This window comes from Nocardia iowensis (assembly GCF_019222765.1).
In the GTDB taxonomy this organism is placed as follows: Bacteria; Actinomycetota; Actinomycetes; order Mycobacteriales; family Mycobacteriaceae; genus Nocardia; species Nocardia iowensis.
The window spans coordinates 3,427,963-3,442,958 of the sequence record NZ_CP078145.1 but is presented as its reverse complement, the minus strand read 5'-3'; the positions used below and the strand labels follow the sequence as shown (position 1 = coordinate 3,442,958).

Genomic DNA, 14,996 nt, shown 5'->3' with positions numbered 1-14,996 from the left:
TGACCTGCCGCGGCTGTTATGGCGTGCGAAATCGTTGGCGGACAACGACCTCAGTCGGTGGGGCCGCCATACCAGGTCGGAAGCGGACGGGCCCCGATGGCGACCTGGTGGGCGGCAGCAGCAAGCAGCCGAGTGGAATCCAGTGTGGGCAAAGGGGATACGTCCGGCGTCACCAGCAGTGGGATCTCGGTACAAACCAGGGCGACGGCGTCACAGCCAAGACCGTGCAGCCGGTTGATGATATCGAGGTAGCGCTGCCGGGATTCGGCCGTGAACACTCCTTCACACAGTTCGGTGAAGATGATGTCGTCGATCAGGCGACGCTCGTCGGAGTCCGGGATCTCGACGTCGATTCCGTTGGCCGCCAAGACGCGCGGGTAGATCGGGCCGGTCATCGTGTACTTGGTACCCAGCACACCGACCCGCCGATAGCCTTCCGCTGCAGCCTTTTCCGCGACGATTTCGGCGATGTGCAGACCCGGCAGAGCCAGGTCTTCGCCGTCGGACTCCAGCGCCATATGCGCGGTGTTGTCGGGGCAGACGAAGAATTCGGCTCCGGCGTTGGCGAGGCGATCGACGCTGGTGGCCAAGGTCTTTCGAATCGCGCCGTGATCACCGGCCTCCCACGCGGGCATGCTGCGGCCCATCGCGATGCAATCCAGGGTTACATCGGCGTGCTCGTGCGTTCCGAGATCGCGCGCACCCTCCTGCGACAGTGTCCGCAAGCAGAGCGACGCGCCTTCGATACTGTGCGCCAAAATACCGACATGCCTCATCGCGCTGCTCCTTGGTCGCGCCGATCCATCCCGTCCATCTTCGGCGAAGATCATCCATTCTGAGCCGGTTCTACAAGATCGGTCAATCGACCCCCTCCACCGAACCGGGCGAGCCGAACTGGTTGAGATACTGCCGTGGTGCGGAATGAGCTTCTGTCGATGATCGAGATGCGTAGCGGCCATTTCCGCCTGGAGTCCGGGCATCACGGTGACTTGTGGCTCGACCTCGATTCGCTGTTTCGTCGGCCGTCGCGGCTGCGGCCTGCGGTCACCATGCTGGCGCAACGTCTCGCCGCACACGACATCGAAATGGTCTGTGGTCCCCTGAGCGGAGGAGCTTTTGTGGCGCAGCTGGTCGCTGTCGAACTCGATGTGGAGTTCTGCTACACCGAACGCACGGTGGCGCCGCGGGCCGATGCCATGTACTCGGCCGAATACCGCGTGCCGTCCGGGTTTTCGGTGACTGGTTGTCGCGTGGCGGTGGTCGATGACGTGGTCAATGCCGGATCGGCCGTGCGGGCAACGTTGGCGAGTCTGGATGAGGCGCAGGCCGAACCGGTAGCGATCGGAGCGCTCCTGATGCTCGGCCGGTCTGCGGTCGCCATCGCGGCGGAGCAAGAACTGTCTTTGGAATCGGTTGCCCGCCTTGATAACGCGCTCTGGGCACCGGAGGACTGCCCGATGTGCGCGGAGGACATGCCGCTCGACGACAACGCGGGCAGAGCGCCGACGACTTAGCGCCGGCGCCCGTTGTGCTCGTAATGGTCGCCTCGCCCACGCGCACCAGAGTGCTTTCTCCGGCGGCTACTCCGCGTAGGGCTGATCCGCACCCTTGGCGCTGTAGCCGAGGCTCCAGATGTAGCCGTCCGGATCGGCGAAGGTGCCGCCGTACCCGCCCCACGGTAAAGCGCCGGGCGGCTTGAGGATTGTGGCCCCGGCCTTCTCGGCCTCGGCGATGATCTCCTCGACCCGCGCCTCGCTGCGGACGACATAGGTGAGTACCAGGCCGCTGAAGCCGGTGCCCTCCGGGCTCGTGCCCACCTGTTCGGCCAGGCCGTCACGGCCGTAGAAGCCGACCGGCGAGGCGCCGTCGGACTCGAAGAACACCGATACGCCGTAATCATTCTTGATCTTCCAGCCCAGACCGTCGGTATAGAACCGCTTGGCCCGCTCCATATCCCGGACGCTGAGCAGTATCGAGCTCACATGCGCTTTCATGGGGTTTCCTTCTGTTCGAGGTGTATGTGCTGCCTGAACCGGCAGGCCGGACCGAGCCCGGATGTCACATCAGCGGTCGTTCGCCGGTCAATAGGTATGACAGGCCGAGACAAAGGAATGTGACAGATGGTCGAGCAGGACTGGCTGAGCGAGCGGTTCACCGAGCACCGGGGCCACTTGCATGCGGTGGCCTATCGGATGCTCGGCTCACCCGGAGAAGCCGAAGACGCGGTGCAGGAAACGTGGCTGCGGGTCAGCCGCGCCGACACCGGACAGGTGGAGAATCTGGCCGGCTGGCTGACCACGATCGTGGCCCGGGTCTGCCTGAACATGCTCGAGGCACGCCGCGCCCGGCGGGAGGACTCGGCCGGGGCGCTACCGCCCGAGCCGGACACACCGCACCCGCGCATCCACCCGGCCGACCGAGCCGACCCCGAGGACGAGGCGCTGCTGGCCGATTCGGTGGGTATCGCGTTGATGGTGGTGCTGGACTCGCTGACTCCGGCCGAACGGCTCGCGTTCGTCCTGCACGACGTCTTCGCTGTGTCATTCGGTGAGATCGGTGCGATCCTCGACCGCTCCCCCGCCGCAACCCGGCAACTCGCCAGCCGGGCGCGGCGCCGAGTACAAAACGCGGCGGACGCCTCCGCTGCCGCGCGATCGGCGAAGCGCGAAATCATCGAGGCCTTTCTTACTGCCTCTCGAAGCGGGGACTTTGCCGCCCTGCTCGAGCTGCTCGATCCCGACGCCGTGGCCCTCGAGATCCGCGGCGCCCACGCGGTGGCGGCATTCTTCGCCGGTCGCGCTCAGGCCGCCCGGCTTGCTCTGGTCGACGGCGTTCCCGCAGCCGTCTGGTGGCATCGCGGCCGGCCGAAGGCTGTCATCACGTTCGCTATCAGCGACGGGAAAATCAGCACCATCACCATCGACACCGACCCGCATCGGCTGCACGACCTGGACATCGTCCTTCTGCATCCCGGCAACGAGGAACGGCTGTGAGTCGGCCTCCCCAGCAGACCCGCAACGCAGGCGACATGCATCTCGGGCTCTCGGCTTGCACTCTGACCGTCCACGACCTGGACGAGGCGCTCGGCTTCTACCGTGACGTCCTCGGCTTTGCGGTGCGCGAAGATTATGAGGCCCGAGGGGCGCGGTGGGCGAGCGTCGGCCCGCCGTCCCAGCCGAACGTGCGGATCGTTCTCCAGTCGACCGGCACGGACCCGAGTGCCTCGCCGACCGACCGGCAGACGATCGAGGACCTGATGGCCAAAGGCCTGCTGAGCCAGCGTCTCGTCTTCGTGACCGACAACTGTGACGATACCTTCGAGCGCATCGAAGCCGCGGGCGTCGAAGTGCTGCAAGAACCGATGAATAAGCCCGACGGCGTCCGCGACTGTGCCTTCTTCGACCCCTCCGGTAACGTGCTGCGATTCACCCAGCCGCGCCAGACAACCCGGGCACTCGCGTCGCCGCGAGCACACAACGCCACGACCTGAAGCGGTTCTGGGTAAATGGCTTGCCTCCCACCGGGTCTGCGGCAGCTCGTCACCGACCGCGGCATGTTGATGGATCTGCACGGCATCGGATGATTTGGCGTGGCAAGGCTTTGGCCCGGCACCCGAGATATCCGGATTGGTAGCCGAGCCGGATATTCGATTGCCTGGCCGGACGTCAGGCACAAAGATCGCCGAAATGCCCGTTGATCCGCACCTGCTCGCCGCCTTCACGGTGATCACCATCATCGCCTTGGTCACGCCAGGACCGGACATGCTGTTCGTGCTCGGATGCGGCATGCGGGGCGGGGTCCGCGCCGGGATATCGGCCACCCTCGGGGTGGTCACGGGGGACGCGCTGTACATCGTCGCGGCCGCCGCCGGGCTCGCCGTCCTGTTGACCGCGTTCCCGGTCGTGTTCACGATATTGCGCTTCGCCGGGGCCGCTTACCTGGTCTACCTCGGCGTCCAGATGATCCGCCAGCGCAAGAATGCTCAGGTCGATGATCCAGCCGCCGACGGGATGTCGGGACGGCGCGCGTTCTTCAACGGTGTGGTGTCCTCGGCGGCCAACCCGCAGACGTTCACGTTCATGGTGGCACTCCTGCCCCAGTTCATCGACCCGGCGGCGGGACCGGTATGGGCGCAGTTCGCCGTCCTCGGCGCCGTCCTGATCATCCTGGAGTTCCTCGCCGACGGAACGGTCGGCGTCCTGGCCGGACGAATCGGCAGCTGGCTGCGCGAACGGCAGGCAGTGCGGCGCCGGATCGACGCAGCGACCGGCAGCCTGTTCATCGGTCTGGGCGTCCGGCTGGCGGCCGAACGCTGACACAGCGGTCAAGATTCGCGGAGGTCTGCGAGGACGCACTGGCTGCATCGGCTGCGGCTGCCTCTCACTGCGCCGCTGCTACGGGTACGACGACGAGGTCGCCCTCACCGCTGCGTATGGGTACAGGTGCCGTCAGCTCTGGTGGCTACTGCGGCAACGACCGGCTGGATAGCCTTACGGGGTGACCGACCAGCTAGGTGGGGAGGGTCCGGCGCGTCCGATCGGCCCGAATCCCCGCGGGCCCTATGACGAAAAGGACGCGCCCGACGATAATGTGCGTCGGCTCGATCTCCGTTCGATACGGATCCCGGTGCCTGCCTGGGGTGAGTTCCTAGTCGATATGGCTCCCGACGACTCGATAGTGCGTCTGGTGCATTGGCAAACCCCGCTGGGGCGGTTCACCGTGACCGCCTACGCCGCACCGTCTTCCAACGGGTTGTGGGAGCAGGTCATCCCCGAACTCATGGATGGCCTGCGTCAGGATTGCCGCACGGTGCGCCGCGAACCCGGCAGCTGGGGTGACGAAGTGGCAGCCACGATGGGTGATCGCGCCCTGCGGTTCGTTGGCATCGATGGACCGGGCTGGATGCTGCGCGGCGCCATGCTCGCCCCGCCCGCTACGGTCCAGCACAGTGCGTCAGCTCTGCGGGATCTATTGCGCGGCACCGTGGTGGCGCGAGGCGCAGACGAACTGCCGGACCGCACCTTGTTGCCGATGCAGCTGCCTCCCGAGATGGCGGCACGAATCCCCGGCGTCCCGAAAGACGAAGCGGGGCTGCGGTCGTTCGGTGTGCTCTGAGTTCGGCAATCCGGAGCGGCCCGGTGATCAATAGTCGACCAGAGCGATTTGGACACAACATCATTCGTACGAGGCCGATATGCTGACACCCGTGTTTGATCACTGGCGTAGTCGAGCTGCCATCCTCCTCACAGCGATGGTGCTGATCATCGCGGCCGGAGATCATCTGGCGGTAGCGTCCCCGGATACTCCGCCCGGCGGGATGCCGGGGGTGGCGGTGCCGAAGCTTTCCTGGGTCGACTGCGGAGATCCCGGGTATCAATGCGCGACGGCGGACGTGCCGCTCGACTATCACAACCCGGGGGCCGGGACGATTTCCCTGGCACTGCGGCGGCATGTGGCCGGTGATCCGGCGCGGCGGATCGGATCGTTGTTCGTGAATCCCGGGGGGCCAGGGGGTTCCGGTGTCGGGTTCGTCTCCAGTGTGGTCAAGACGATGCCGGAGGAGATTGCGGCGCGGTTCGATGTGGTGGGGTTCGATCCACGTGGGGTGGGTAAGAGCCGCGCGGTCCAGTGCTGGTCGGCCGAGGAGATGCAGCGTGAGTGGGCGGAGGTGCCCGCGCAGTGGCGGCCGGGGGCTTTCGAGCGCGGACAGGACTCGGCCGCGCGGTTCGACGCGGCATGCCAGGCGCGCAGTGGCGACCTATTGCCTTACATCGGAACCGAATTCGTGGCCAGGGATATGGATCTACTGCGGGCTGCGGTCGGGGACGACGAAATCAGTTATCTCGGAGTGTCTTTCGGGACCATGATCGGGTCGGTCTACGCCAACCTGTTCCCACGACGAATTCGGGCATTGGTGCTGGACGGGGCCTATAACCCCGAGACCTATGCCAACGACCCCTACACCTATGACTACGCCCAATACGTGGAACTGGAGGGCGCGCTCAACCGATTCCTCGGCTGGTGTGCCGACGATCGAACGGCATGCCGGTTCGGCGATCCGGCGCGGGGCGGACCCGCGGCCGCGTTCGACACCCTCGTCTCCGACCTCACCGACAGACCGGTGCGTGACGAGAGCGGTCAAGTCGTCGCCAACGGGGCGTCCCTCGTCTACGGACTCATGATGCAGCTCAACGGCGGTCGCGCGGCATGGCCCGCCATCGCCGACGCGCTACGGCAAGCCGCCGACCACCGGGACGGACCTGCCCTGCGCCCGGTCAGCCGTTTCGCTGAATTCTTCGCCCCCAATGTGGCGGTCGAATGCGCCGACCGCGTATACCCGCCGTCAACTCTGGAACTCCAAGCGCGCCTTGCCCTCGACGTAGCCGCCGCCCCACGCATGGGCCCGATCGCGGCGTGGGGACCACCCGGCTACGACCACTCCCACGCCAATGCCTGTCAACGCTGGTCCGCACCCCGGGCCAGCCGCTATGCGGGTCCGTGGTCTGCCCCCGACTCCGCGCCCATCCTCGTAGTCGGCACCACTGGCGACCCCGACACGCCCTACCGGGACGCGGTCGCCCTAACAAGCATGCTGGAGAACGGCCGCCTCCTCACCGTCGACGGCGAGGGCCATTCGGGCTTCGGCCACAGCCAGTGCGCCCGGGACACCGAGACGACCTACCTGATCGAATTAGCCGCCCCACCAACCGGTACCACCTGCGCGGGCAATACCGACTAGTTATCGCGGACCGCGGTGGTGCGACGCCGCGGTTCGGTTGCGACGAGACAGTTCACGTTCGGGCTGGTTTGAACGGACCTCAGTCGACGAGATAGCGCAGCATCACCGCGGTATTGAAGTGCCTCGTCTCGGTCAATCGGAGTTGGATGCGCTTGTCCAGCGATGGGAAGAACGGTGTGCCGCCGCCGAGAGCCACGGGCAAGAGGAACATTTGGTACTCGTCGATGAGCCCGTGTGGCATCAGCGAGGCCGCGAGGCTCGCGCCGCCGACCTCCATGACGCCATCGCCTCCTGCCTTGAGCCTGCGAACCTCCTCGACCGCGTTCTCGCTGATCAGCGTGCTGTTCCAGTGGACCTCGGTGAGTGTCCGGGAGAAGACGACCTTCGGTTTCGCCGTCCAGAGCCCGCCGAACTCCCGCTGAATACGCGGTGCGTCCTCGGGCACGTGCGGCCAGTACTCGGCCATCAGTTGGTACAGGCGACGGCCGTGCAGCGAGACCTCGATCTCGCGGTAGCGGTCGTTGTGGAACTGGTGCAGTTCCTCGTCCGGGTCGGTCCAGTCGATGCTGCCGTCGCGGTCGTTGATGTAGCCGTCCAGGGACACACTGAACCCATAGATCAGTTTCCTCATAACCGTGTAGACCTCCTACGCGCTCGAAACTCATCGGTGCTCATCGGACCTCACCACCGGCACGGTCAGCTCTTGCAGCCGATCACCAGCGCGCCGCGCTTGGTAACCACGAGCGGCGCGGGCAGCGTGCGCGCACCCGCGGCGGCCTGGTCCACCGGTACGAACCTGACGGTCAGATAGTCGGTGATCGCCGCCGCGTCCGGCAAGGTGAGCAGCGGGGCATCCCAACAGTTCACCGACACCTCACCGAAGACCGACGCCACGATGTCGGGCGCCTCCTCGGCATCGAACGGTGTCGGCTCCGGCCGCCACACCGGCGCCAGTTCCGGTGAGTCGCGTCGGCTGATCGCGCCGGCCACCAGCACTCCGCCGGGTCGCAGCACCCGGTAGGCGGCACCCAGCGCGGGCAGCGGATCCGGCAGGTGGTCGAACACGTTGACCGCGACGACCGCATCGAACACGTTGTCCGCGAACGGAATCGCCGCGGCGTCAGCACGGACCACGGGCGGCGGGACCGCCGAGAGCATGGTCGCCGAGGCGTCCAGGCCGACCACCCATGGCGGTGTCGACAGTCCATTCGCGGCGGCGCGCAGTGCGCCCTCGCCGCAACCCAGGTCGAGCACGCGCCGGGCCCGGCGCTCAGCGAGCACATTGACGATCTTCTCGTACAGGCTGATTCCCGGCCGCAGATGCATGGCCGTCCCCCTGCTGCCACGGCGGAACCGCTCCGGATCGGTGTCGTAGTCGCGTTCGGTCGCCACCCCGCCAGTATCGGGGAGAACGGACCGCCGCGGCGGCACACACCATCCCCGCGCGCTTTCCTCGCATCGAGTGACAGGCGGCGCACGGGTAGGCATGATCAGTTCATGGAGGCGCGTTCCGCTACCGATCGCGGTGCCGAGCAATCCTTTCGGGTGATGCCCTGGTGGCTCGTGCTCAGTGGTTTCGTGCTGGCGATCGCGTTCGGACTGGTGGTGACGTGGTGGCTGTGGAACATCGCGGATGCGGGCGGCCCGTCGAGGGCGGCGCTGCGTATCGACGCCATCCGCACGGGCTTGACTGTTGTCGCCGGAACGGGTGGCGCGGTGGGACTACTGCTTTTGGGGCGGCGGCAGTGGTTGAACGAGCGGACACAGCAGCACCGAGAACACGTGGACGCCATCACCCGGGCGCATCAAGAGCGCGTTCAAGCGCACGTCGAAGCCGCCGCTGCGGCCGATCAAGCTGCCCGCGATCGGGCCACGGAGATCGCGGAGTACGACGCGACCGAGCGCCGGGTCACTGACCTGTTCGCCAAGGCGGTCGAGCATCTCGGCTCGGATAACGCGCCGGTTCGGTTGGGCGGGATATACGCGCTGGAACGACTGGCACACAACAACGAGCGCTACCGGCACGCGACGGCCGATGTCCTGTGCGCCTACCTACGCATGCCGGTGCGTCGGGAGGTTTCCGACGAAGAGCACGTGCGGTTGGCCATCCAACGTATCTTGACTCGGAGGCTACGGTCCGGACCCGACAGCTGGGCCGGTTTGCGGCTCGACCTCGCCGGTGCACAGCTCGACGGATTCGATGCGTCGGGATGCGACTTCGACGACGTCGATTTCACCGGATCGACCTTCTCCGGAGTGACGACATTCGACGACGGCGGGTTTCACGGGGAGACACGATTCGGCGGCGCAATGTTCCTCGGCGAGGTGTCCCTGCGCCGAACGCAATGGCACGTTCCGGCGGACTTCAGCGGCGCGGAATGGCAGTCCACCGTGAGCTTCGACGAGTCGGTGTTCGAACAGCACGCGCGCTTCGACCGTAGCAACTTCGGTGATCAACGAATCTCGTTCCGCGAGAGCACCTTCAGACGTACGGTCACATTCGACCACACTCGGCTCGCCGGGGAAGCCACCTTCGGCCGGGCCTGTTTCGAGTCCAATGCGTCGTTCGAGCATGTCGAGTTCGGCAGCGCCACCTCCTTCCGCGGTGCCGCGTTCGGCGGCATCGCGATGTTCCGGCGATCGGTGTTCACCGGCCCTGCCGACTTCAGTGATGCGCAATTCAGCGAGGACGCATCGTTCGACCGCGTCGATTTCGTCGGCGGCGTCAGCTTCAGTCCGGTAGCGATCGAGCGGACGAGCGCCGTGCGCGCCCGCGCGGGCGCGCACGCGATCCGCCAGCTGCCGACCACGTGGGCGGAGTATCCCCTCGACGATCAATGGGTCGGCCTAAGACCGAATCCTTGATACCGGCGAACATGAACAAGTCCCCGCGATCGAGCCGCACCCTCTGTTCGGACGCGATATTGGAGACACCGTTCTGAGCCATGTTCTCGCGCACGTTGTCGGGTTGAGCTGGAACGCGTGACTTCAGCAGCCGACCACTTTTCCGGCGATGATGAGCGGCAGGAAACAGGCTGAGCCGGTCGCGGAGCCGGTCGCGGGGGTATCGCCGACGGGCTGTACTTCGACGCGTGGAGCGGTCGGCTCCAGCCTGATCTCGGCGACAGCCGGGCCGGTTCCGACAGCGGCGACCATAACGCTCGCGCCGAGGACTGCCAATGTAAAACCTTTGGTGGACAACGCATTGCCTTTCCGTCTCGAGGTCGAGTCCTCATGCTAGAAGTGACCGACCTGCTCTGAAACGCCCTGATTTCCGTCGCCCCCGCCTCAGGGGGCCGGGTTCTGCGCGACAGTCGCACCAGCGGCCGAGTGCGATTGCCCCGCGGTCGGTCCGGTCATGCAGGTTCCGGTGAGGTGATCCCTGGGCGGTGCCTGGCTATGCCAGCACTAGCATTTCACTACCTCCAGCACGTCGACCCGCGACGGTGCGTGATCGGAATTCGGCTATGCCGCAGTGCGTTTGGTCGTAGGGTGGAAGGCAAGCATCGACTGCGTTCCAGGGCGGGTGGGGCGTGGCCGGTGCGATGGGTGCACCGCGTACCCGTTTGCCGGTCGCGGTGCTGGACGGCTGATGGCAGGGGTGTGTCGTGTTGATCGATCTGGACTCCGTACCGGGATGCGCGGTGGTTGTTGCCGTGCTCAACGATTCGAGCAATGTCGCCGGGTTCGGGTGGGCGAAGGCAGTGCAATATCTGCCCAGTGTTGACGCGCGCGATATGCGGTCATGGTTGGACGCCAACGCCGCTGGCGGGTGCGTAGTGGTGACTCCAGTGGAGCGATGGTCGATGACGCTCGGTCATCTCCCGCACCGCACTGTGTGCGTCCCGCCGCGTGAGTATGCCCTGTTCGCTTCGGCTCTCGACACCGACACCCGCAACCCGGAGGCCACCGACGAGCACAGCGTCCCCCGACCGACCCCTTCGACAGCCAGTGGCAGGTGGTGCGATCACAAGCCACCCAGATCCGCTGAACCCCGACAGTCCCCTGGCCGCGCACCGGCGCAGGACACGCCTTCCCCGCGATAGCGCGCCGCTGGATGAGGAAATGGCGTGCTCGCATCCGGTGCCAGTGGCCGCGCCGAAGCGGATGCCTTCGGGTGCGGACGGTGATGTCGGGCAAGGACGATCGCGGTGGTGACGGCGAGTAGTTCGATGAGGGTGGCGGTCCAGCCGACCCCGGCAGCGCCGGCGTGCTCGAGAGCGAGGGAGCCGAGGAGACTGCCCAGGGAGATGCCGGCGTAGATGGCACTGGCGTTGAGCGAGAGTACGATTCCGGCGGCGTTGGGGGCGAGTTCGACGAGACGATGTTGCTGTGCGGGGGAAAAGGACCAGCCGAAGATGCCCCAGACCGCGAGCGCGACGGCAGCGATCGCGGCGCCTGCGCTGCCGTGCGCACCGGATGAGGCGAGTGCGCCGAAGGCCGCGAGTGCGAGGGTCAATCCCGCGGTGCTGACCACGACCAGCCGGGTCGTGGGATAGCGGTCGGCGGCTCGGCCGCCGAGCGCGTTGCCCGCCACGGCCGCGAGGCCGAAAATCAGCAGCCAAATGCTAAGTGCCGCACCGCGTATGCCGCCCACCGTGTCGAGGATCGGGCTGAGGAAGGTCAGCACGGTGAACGCTCCGGCGATCCACAGCATGGTGAGCCCGAGTGCGCCCGGTACGCCGCTGGCGCGGGCCACCGCGAGGCGTGTGCCTATTCCGGCGGCGGGCGGCGCCGGCACGGGAGGCAGTAGCAGGAGGAGTCCGGCTGCGGCCACCGCGCCGAGTACGGCGACGATTCCGAACGTGGTCCGCCACCCGAAGGCGCCGCCGATCAGGGTTCCCAGCGGGACCCCGACCGCGGTAGCGACTGTGATGCCACTGGCGACGGTCGCCAGCGCCCGGCCGCGCCGCCCTTCGGGAACCAGTGCCGTGGCCGTCGCCGCGGCGACCGGGGTGAACGCCGCGGCGGCCAGGGCGGCCGCCACCCGGGCCGCGAGTAGCACCGGGAACGAATCGGCAAGGCTGGTACCGACGTTCGCCGCGGCGAACAGCGCAAGGCTGAGGATCAGGACGAGCCGGGGTGGCTGCCGGGCGGTCAGGATGCCGAGCAGCGGGGCGCAAAGGGCGTAGACGAGGGCGAACACGGTAATCAGCTGGCCGGCGGCGCTGTCGGTTACCGCCAGGTCGCGACCGATCTGTGGGAGTAGCCCGGCGATGACGTAGCCGTCGATACCCAGGGCGAACATGCCGAGCGCCAGCAACAACAGCCGGGCGTGGGTGGACACGATGCAAAAGTCTCCGAAGGGGAAGGTGGGGAGCTGATGTCAGGTGGTCTTCAGAAACAAGTCGATCAACGCAAGGAGCGTGTCGGGGGCATCCTCTTGCGGGAAGTGACCGGCGCCGGGGAGTTCGATGACCGGCGCGTCCGGGAAGGCCGCTCGGAACGCGGGGATGACGTAACGGGGCAGCAGCGCGGTGTCGCACATCCCTTCGACCAGCATCGCGGGTTTGGCCCGAAGCGCGGCGACTGCGCTCGGGTCCGCCGCCACGGATGCCGGTGCGTCCGGGTCGGGGGCGACGAGTTGCTGTGGGAACCGGATCACCCCGAGACATTCACCGCGGCTGGTGAAGTGGTCGGCATACGCTCTTATCCAGGTCGGGGTAATGATCTCCGGGCGAGTGATGCCTTGCAACGCGAGCATCAGGTGCGCGACGGTGTGACCGGCGTTGCCGAGCACCTCTTCCAGACTGCCCTCGGCGTGCGCGGCGCAGGCCCACTGGAACCACGCGCTGTCGGCCAGGTTGGCCGCCATCAGCTCGTCGTAGCCCGAAAGACCGAGCGGGAGCACGGTATTGGTGGCCACGATCCGCGCGATCCGCTCGGGGTGACGCAGCGCGAACCCGACACCGATCGGGCCACCCCAGTCATGCAACACCAGGGTGATCCGGTCCAAGTCCAGCACGTCCACCAAGAGCGTTTCCAGATTGTGGATGTGCTCGTCGGCGAGATAGCTACGATCGGCGGGCGTGGCGCTCTTGCCGAAGCCCATGTGGTCGGGCACCACCACCCGGTACGTGCGCGATAGCGGGCCGATCAGGTGCCGCCACAGGTAGCCCCAGGTCGGCTCGCCATGCACCAGCACGACCGCGTGTCCACGGTCGCGCGGCCCCTCGTCGACGTAGTGCTGCCGGAAACCGGCGGCCTCGGTGTATCGGGCCGGGTACGGCCACGTGCCACCGAAGGTCTCGTCACCAGGAATCATCGTTGTCCTTCTTCCCTTCGAGTTGATCAAACGAAGGGAACCTAGACGGGCTCTCCTGACATCTCCTGTCAGTGGAGTGCGGCAGACTCGCGGCATGCGCGCAAGCCGTCTGGTCTCCACCCTGTTGCTGCTGCAAAGCCGCGGGCGGATGACCGCACAGGAACTCGCGGACACCCTCGAAGTGTCGATCCGCACGGTGTACCGCGACATGGAATCACTCAGCGCCGCCGGTATCCCGCTCTACGGTGAGCCAGGGCACGACGGCGGATACCAACTCCTCGACGGCTACCGCACCCGGCTGACCGGGTTGACCACCGGCGAAGCGGAGACACTGTTCCTGGCCGGGCTGCCCACCGCAGCCGCCGACCTCGGCCTCGGGGCCGTGGTGACCGCCGCCCAGCTCAAACTCATGGCCGCGTTGCCCCGCGAACTGCGCGACCGTGCCGGACGGATCGCTGAACGGTTTCACCTCGACGCCCCGGCGTGGTACCACAACGGCGATCAAACCGCCCACCTGACGGCCGTCGCGGACGCGGTGTGGGACCAGCACACCGTGCGGATGCGTTACGAGCGCTGGGCCGAACCCCGAGAAGTGACCAGGACCGTGCAGCCGTATGGCCTGGTCCTCAAGGCGGGGCACTGGTACCTCGTCGCCCGCAGTGCCGACCAGATGCGCACTTACCGGGTCTCCCGCATCCTCGACCTCGAGGTCGACGCGGAAAAATTCGACCGTGCACCGGATTTCGACCTCGTCGGTCATTGGCAGGCTTACCTGGAACACTTCGACGCCCGCCGACACCGGGGCCAGGCGACCCTCCGCCTCTCCCCCAATGTCTTCGCTCGCCTGCCACAGCTGCTCGAACCAGCCCTGGTCAGCGCTGCCCGGCTGACCGCGAGCGAACCTGGCTCCGACGGATGGATCCAGGTCACCATCCCCATCGAATCCCCCGAGCACACGCTGCCCGAACTCCTCAAACTCGGTGCCGAGGCCGAAATTCTCACCCCCGCGGAACTTCGCGACCACATCACCAACACCGTGGCGGCCATGGCGCGCCGCTATTACGGATAGGTTTGCTGGATCCGCTCGAGATCGTCGTCATGGGGGTGTGGTGATGCCGAAATGTTGGCTCAGGATTCGGTGTTGGGAGCACGTGGCAGCCCGCTTTTAATCAGCGGACAACCGGGCAGCAGTAGTGCAAGACTCGATGTTTTCCGCAGAGTGAGAGGCTTGGTGTGGAACTCGAGATTTCGACGCTTGCGCAGCGTCCCGATGCTGTCGGCAAGCTCTGGGAGATGCCGAGCCCGTGGCCCGAGATCATGCGGCACGACCCGATCGGCAACCTCTTCTATGGCCAGGTCACCGACTTCTTTCCGGAGTACGTCCTCCTCGTCTCGAACGGGTCGGGCGAGCTCATCGCGCAGGCATTCGCCGCCCCGTTCCAGATGACCGAGGACGAGCTGTTCGATGACGGCTGGGACGGTGTCCTGCGCCGCGCCCTGAACACCCGGCTCGACGGCCGCACGCCGAACGCGGTCTCGGCGATCGAGATCGCGATCCGCCCGGATCACCAAGGCAAGGGTTTGTCCGGTCGCGTCCTGGCCGCAATGCGAGAGAACGTGTCCCGGTTGGGATTTCGCGAGTTGTTCGCACCGGTGCGGCCGAACGGTAAGCAGGATCCCGGCCAGCCGATGTCCGAGTACGCCCTCCAAGTGCGTGCGGACGGGCTGCCGGTCGATCCCTGGCTACGCGTGCACGTGCGCGCGGGTGGGCGGATCGACCGGATCGCACCGCGCTCGATGGTCATCCCCGGCACCCTTGCCGAATGGCGCGACTGGACGGGTCTGCCGTTCGACACCTCCGGCCCCGTCGTGGTCCCGCACGCACTAGCTCCCGTGCATTGCGACGTGGCGCAGAACCAAGCCGTCTACGTCGAACCGAACGTATGGGTTCGCCATACGCTCACCACCTGACCCCACCAACGACAGTCGGAT

Annotated in this window: 16 protein-coding genes; 9 read left to right on the top strand and 7 right to left on the bottom strand. The window is 66.6% G+C overall.

Going from position 1 to position 14,996, the window contains the following annotated elements; genetic code table 11:
* Nucleotides 1-50 precede the first annotated feature (50 nt).
* Nucleotides 51-776, bottom strand: a complete 726-nt coding sequence (locus KV110_RS15865; protein ID WP_218476933.1) for an aspartate/glutamate racemase family protein — start codon at nucleotides 774-776, stop codon at nucleotides 51-53.
* A gap of 138 nt (nucleotides 777-914) precedes the next feature.
* On the opposite strand from KV110_RS15865, the gene KV110_RS15860 reads away from it, so the two are divergent.
* The gene (locus KV110_RS15860; RefSeq protein WP_218476932.1) at nucleotides 915-1,514 is read left to right on the top strand and encodes a phosphoribosyltransferase family protein; all 600 of its coding nucleotides are present in this window, start codon (nucleotides 915-917) and stop codon (nucleotides 1,512-1,514) included.
* A 66-nt stretch (nucleotides 1,515-1,580) separates the two neighbouring features.
* Here KV110_RS15860 and KV110_RS15855 read toward each other — a convergent pair whose 3' ends face one another.
* Nucleotides 1,581-1,994 carry a VOC family protein gene (locus KV110_RS15855; RefSeq protein ID WP_246634569.1) on the bottom strand — a complete coding sequence of 138 codons (414 nt, stop codon included), beginning with the start codon at nucleotides 1,992-1,994 and terminating at the stop codon, nucleotides 1,581-1,583.
* Nucleotides 1,995-2,120: 126 nt separating this feature from the next.
* Here KV110_RS15855 and KV110_RS15850 point away from each other — a divergent pair, with 126 nt between their 5' ends.
* From KV110_RS15850 to KV110_RS15830, 5 genes are all read left to right on the top strand, one after another.
* Entirely contained in the window at nucleotides 2,121-2,993 is an 873-nt protein-coding gene (locus KV110_RS15850) for a sigma-70 family RNA polymerase sigma factor (protein WP_218476931.1), read from the top strand.
* Nucleotides 2,990-3,490, top strand: coding sequence for a VOC family protein (locus tag KV110_RS15845; protein ID WP_246634568.1), 501 nt, complete (start codon nucleotides 2,990-2,992; stop codon nucleotides 3,488-3,490). Before KV110_RS15850 ends, KV110_RS15845 begins: the two co-directional genes overlap by 4 nt.
* Nucleotides 3,491-3,686: 196 nt before the next feature.
* A complete protein-coding gene (locus KV110_RS15840) occupies nucleotides 3,687-4,316 on the top strand; it encodes a LysE family translocator (RefSeq protein ID WP_218476930.1) in 630 nt (209 codons plus the stop codon).
* Between the two features lie 181 nt (nucleotides 4,317-4,497).
* On the top strand, nucleotides 4,498-5,115 hold the full coding sequence (locus tag KV110_RS15835; protein ID WP_218476929.1) for a DUF3710 domain-containing protein: 618 nt from the start codon (nucleotides 4,498-4,500) through the stop codon (nucleotides 5,113-5,115).
* Between the two features lie 91 nt (nucleotides 5,116-5,206).
* Nucleotides 5,207-6,739: an alpha/beta fold hydrolase gene (locus tag KV110_RS15830; protein WP_218476927.1), complete on the top strand. Its 1,533-nt coding sequence runs from the start codon at nucleotides 5,207-5,209 to the stop codon at nucleotides 6,737-6,739.
* A gap of 79 nt (nucleotides 6,740-6,818) precedes the next feature.
* On the opposite strand, the gene KV110_RS15825 is transcribed toward KV110_RS15830, so the two are convergent.
* Together KV110_RS15825 and KV110_RS15820 are read right to left on the bottom strand one after the other, a co-directional pair.
* Nucleotides 6,819-7,370, bottom strand: a complete 552-nt coding sequence (locus KV110_RS15825) for a dihydrofolate reductase family protein (protein WP_218476925.1) — start codon at nucleotides 7,368-7,370, stop codon at nucleotides 6,819-6,821.
* A gap of 65 nt (nucleotides 7,371-7,435) precedes the next feature.
* Nucleotides 7,436-8,131, bottom strand: a complete 696-nt coding sequence (locus KV110_RS15820; RefSeq protein ID WP_218476911.1) for a class I SAM-dependent methyltransferase — start codon at nucleotides 8,129-8,131, stop codon at nucleotides 7,436-7,438.
* A 105-nt stretch (nucleotides 8,132-8,236) separates the two neighbouring features.
* On the opposite strand from KV110_RS15820, the gene KV110_RS15815 reads away from it, so the two are divergent.
* Entirely contained in the window at nucleotides 8,237-9,604 is a 1,368-nt protein-coding gene (locus KV110_RS15815; RefSeq protein WP_218476910.1) for a pentapeptide repeat-containing protein, read from the top strand.
* A gap of 123 nt (nucleotides 9,605-9,727) precedes the next feature.
* Here KV110_RS15815 and KV110_RS15810 read toward each other — a convergent pair whose 3' ends face one another.
* From KV110_RS15810 to KV110_RS15800, 3 genes are all read right to left on the bottom strand, one after another.
* Nucleotides 9,728-9,919 carry a hypothetical protein gene (locus tag KV110_RS15810; RefSeq protein WP_218476909.1) on the bottom strand — a complete coding sequence of 64 codons (192 nt, stop codon included), beginning with the start codon at nucleotides 9,917-9,919 and terminating at the stop codon, nucleotides 9,728-9,730.
* A gap of 787 nt (nucleotides 9,920-10,706) precedes the next feature.
* On the bottom strand, nucleotides 10,707-12,026 hold the full coding sequence (locus KV110_RS15805; protein ID WP_218476908.1) for an MFS transporter: 1,320 nt from the start codon (nucleotides 12,024-12,026) through the stop codon (nucleotides 10,707-10,709).
* Between the two features lie 39 nt (nucleotides 12,027-12,065).
* A complete protein-coding gene (locus KV110_RS15800; protein WP_218476907.1) occupies nucleotides 12,066-13,004 on the bottom strand; it encodes an alpha/beta fold hydrolase in 939 nt (312 codons plus the stop codon).
* A 94-nt stretch (nucleotides 13,005-13,098) separates the two neighbouring features.
* On the opposite strand from KV110_RS15800, the gene KV110_RS15795 reads away from it, so the two are divergent.
* Entirely contained in the window at nucleotides 13,099-14,073 is a 975-nt protein-coding gene (locus tag KV110_RS15795) for a helix-turn-helix transcriptional regulator (protein ID WP_218476906.1), read from the top strand.
* 164 nt (nucleotides 14,074-14,237) lie between these two features.
* Nucleotides 14,238-14,975 carry a hypothetical protein gene (locus tag KV110_RS15790; protein ID WP_218476905.1) on the top strand — a complete coding sequence of 246 codons (738 nt, stop codon included), beginning with the start codon at nucleotides 14,238-14,240 and terminating at the stop codon, nucleotides 14,973-14,975.
* The last annotated feature ends 21 nt before the right edge of the window (nucleotides 14,976-14,996 follow it).

Excerpts from the sequence above, each read along its gene's own strand:
- KV110_RS15865 (WP_218476933.1), bottom strand. The coding sequence starts at position 776 with ATGAGGCATGTCGGTATTTTGGCGCACAGTATCGAAGGCGCGTCGCTC.
- KV110_RS15855 (WP_246634569.1), bottom strand. The coding sequence starts at position 1,994 with ATGAAAGCGCATGTGAGCTCGATACTGCTCAGCGTCCGGGATATGGAG.
- KV110_RS15850 (WP_218476931.1), top strand. The coding sequence starts at position 2,121 with ATGGTCGAGCAGGACTGGCTGAGCGAGCGGTTCACCGAGCACCGGGGC.
- KV110_RS15840 (WP_218476930.1), top strand. The coding sequence starts at position 3,687 with ATGCCCGTTGATCCGCACCTGCTCGCCGCCTTCACGGTGATCACCATC.
- KV110_RS15825 (WP_218476925.1), bottom strand. The coding sequence starts at position 7,370 with ATGAGGAAACTGATCTATGGGTTCAGTGTGTCCCTGGACGGCTACATC.
- KV110_RS15815 (WP_218476910.1), top strand. The coding sequence starts at position 8,237 with ATGGAGGCGCGTTCCGCTACCGATCGCGGTGCCGAGCAATCCTTTCGG.
- KV110_RS15800 (WP_218476907.1), bottom strand. The coding sequence starts at position 13,004 with ATGATTCCTGGTGACGAGACCTTCGGTGGCACGTGGCCGTACCCGGCC.
- KV110_RS15795 (WP_218476906.1), top strand. The coding sequence starts at position 13,099 with ATGCGCGCAAGCCGTCTGGTCTCCACCCTGTTGCTGCTGCAAAGCCGC.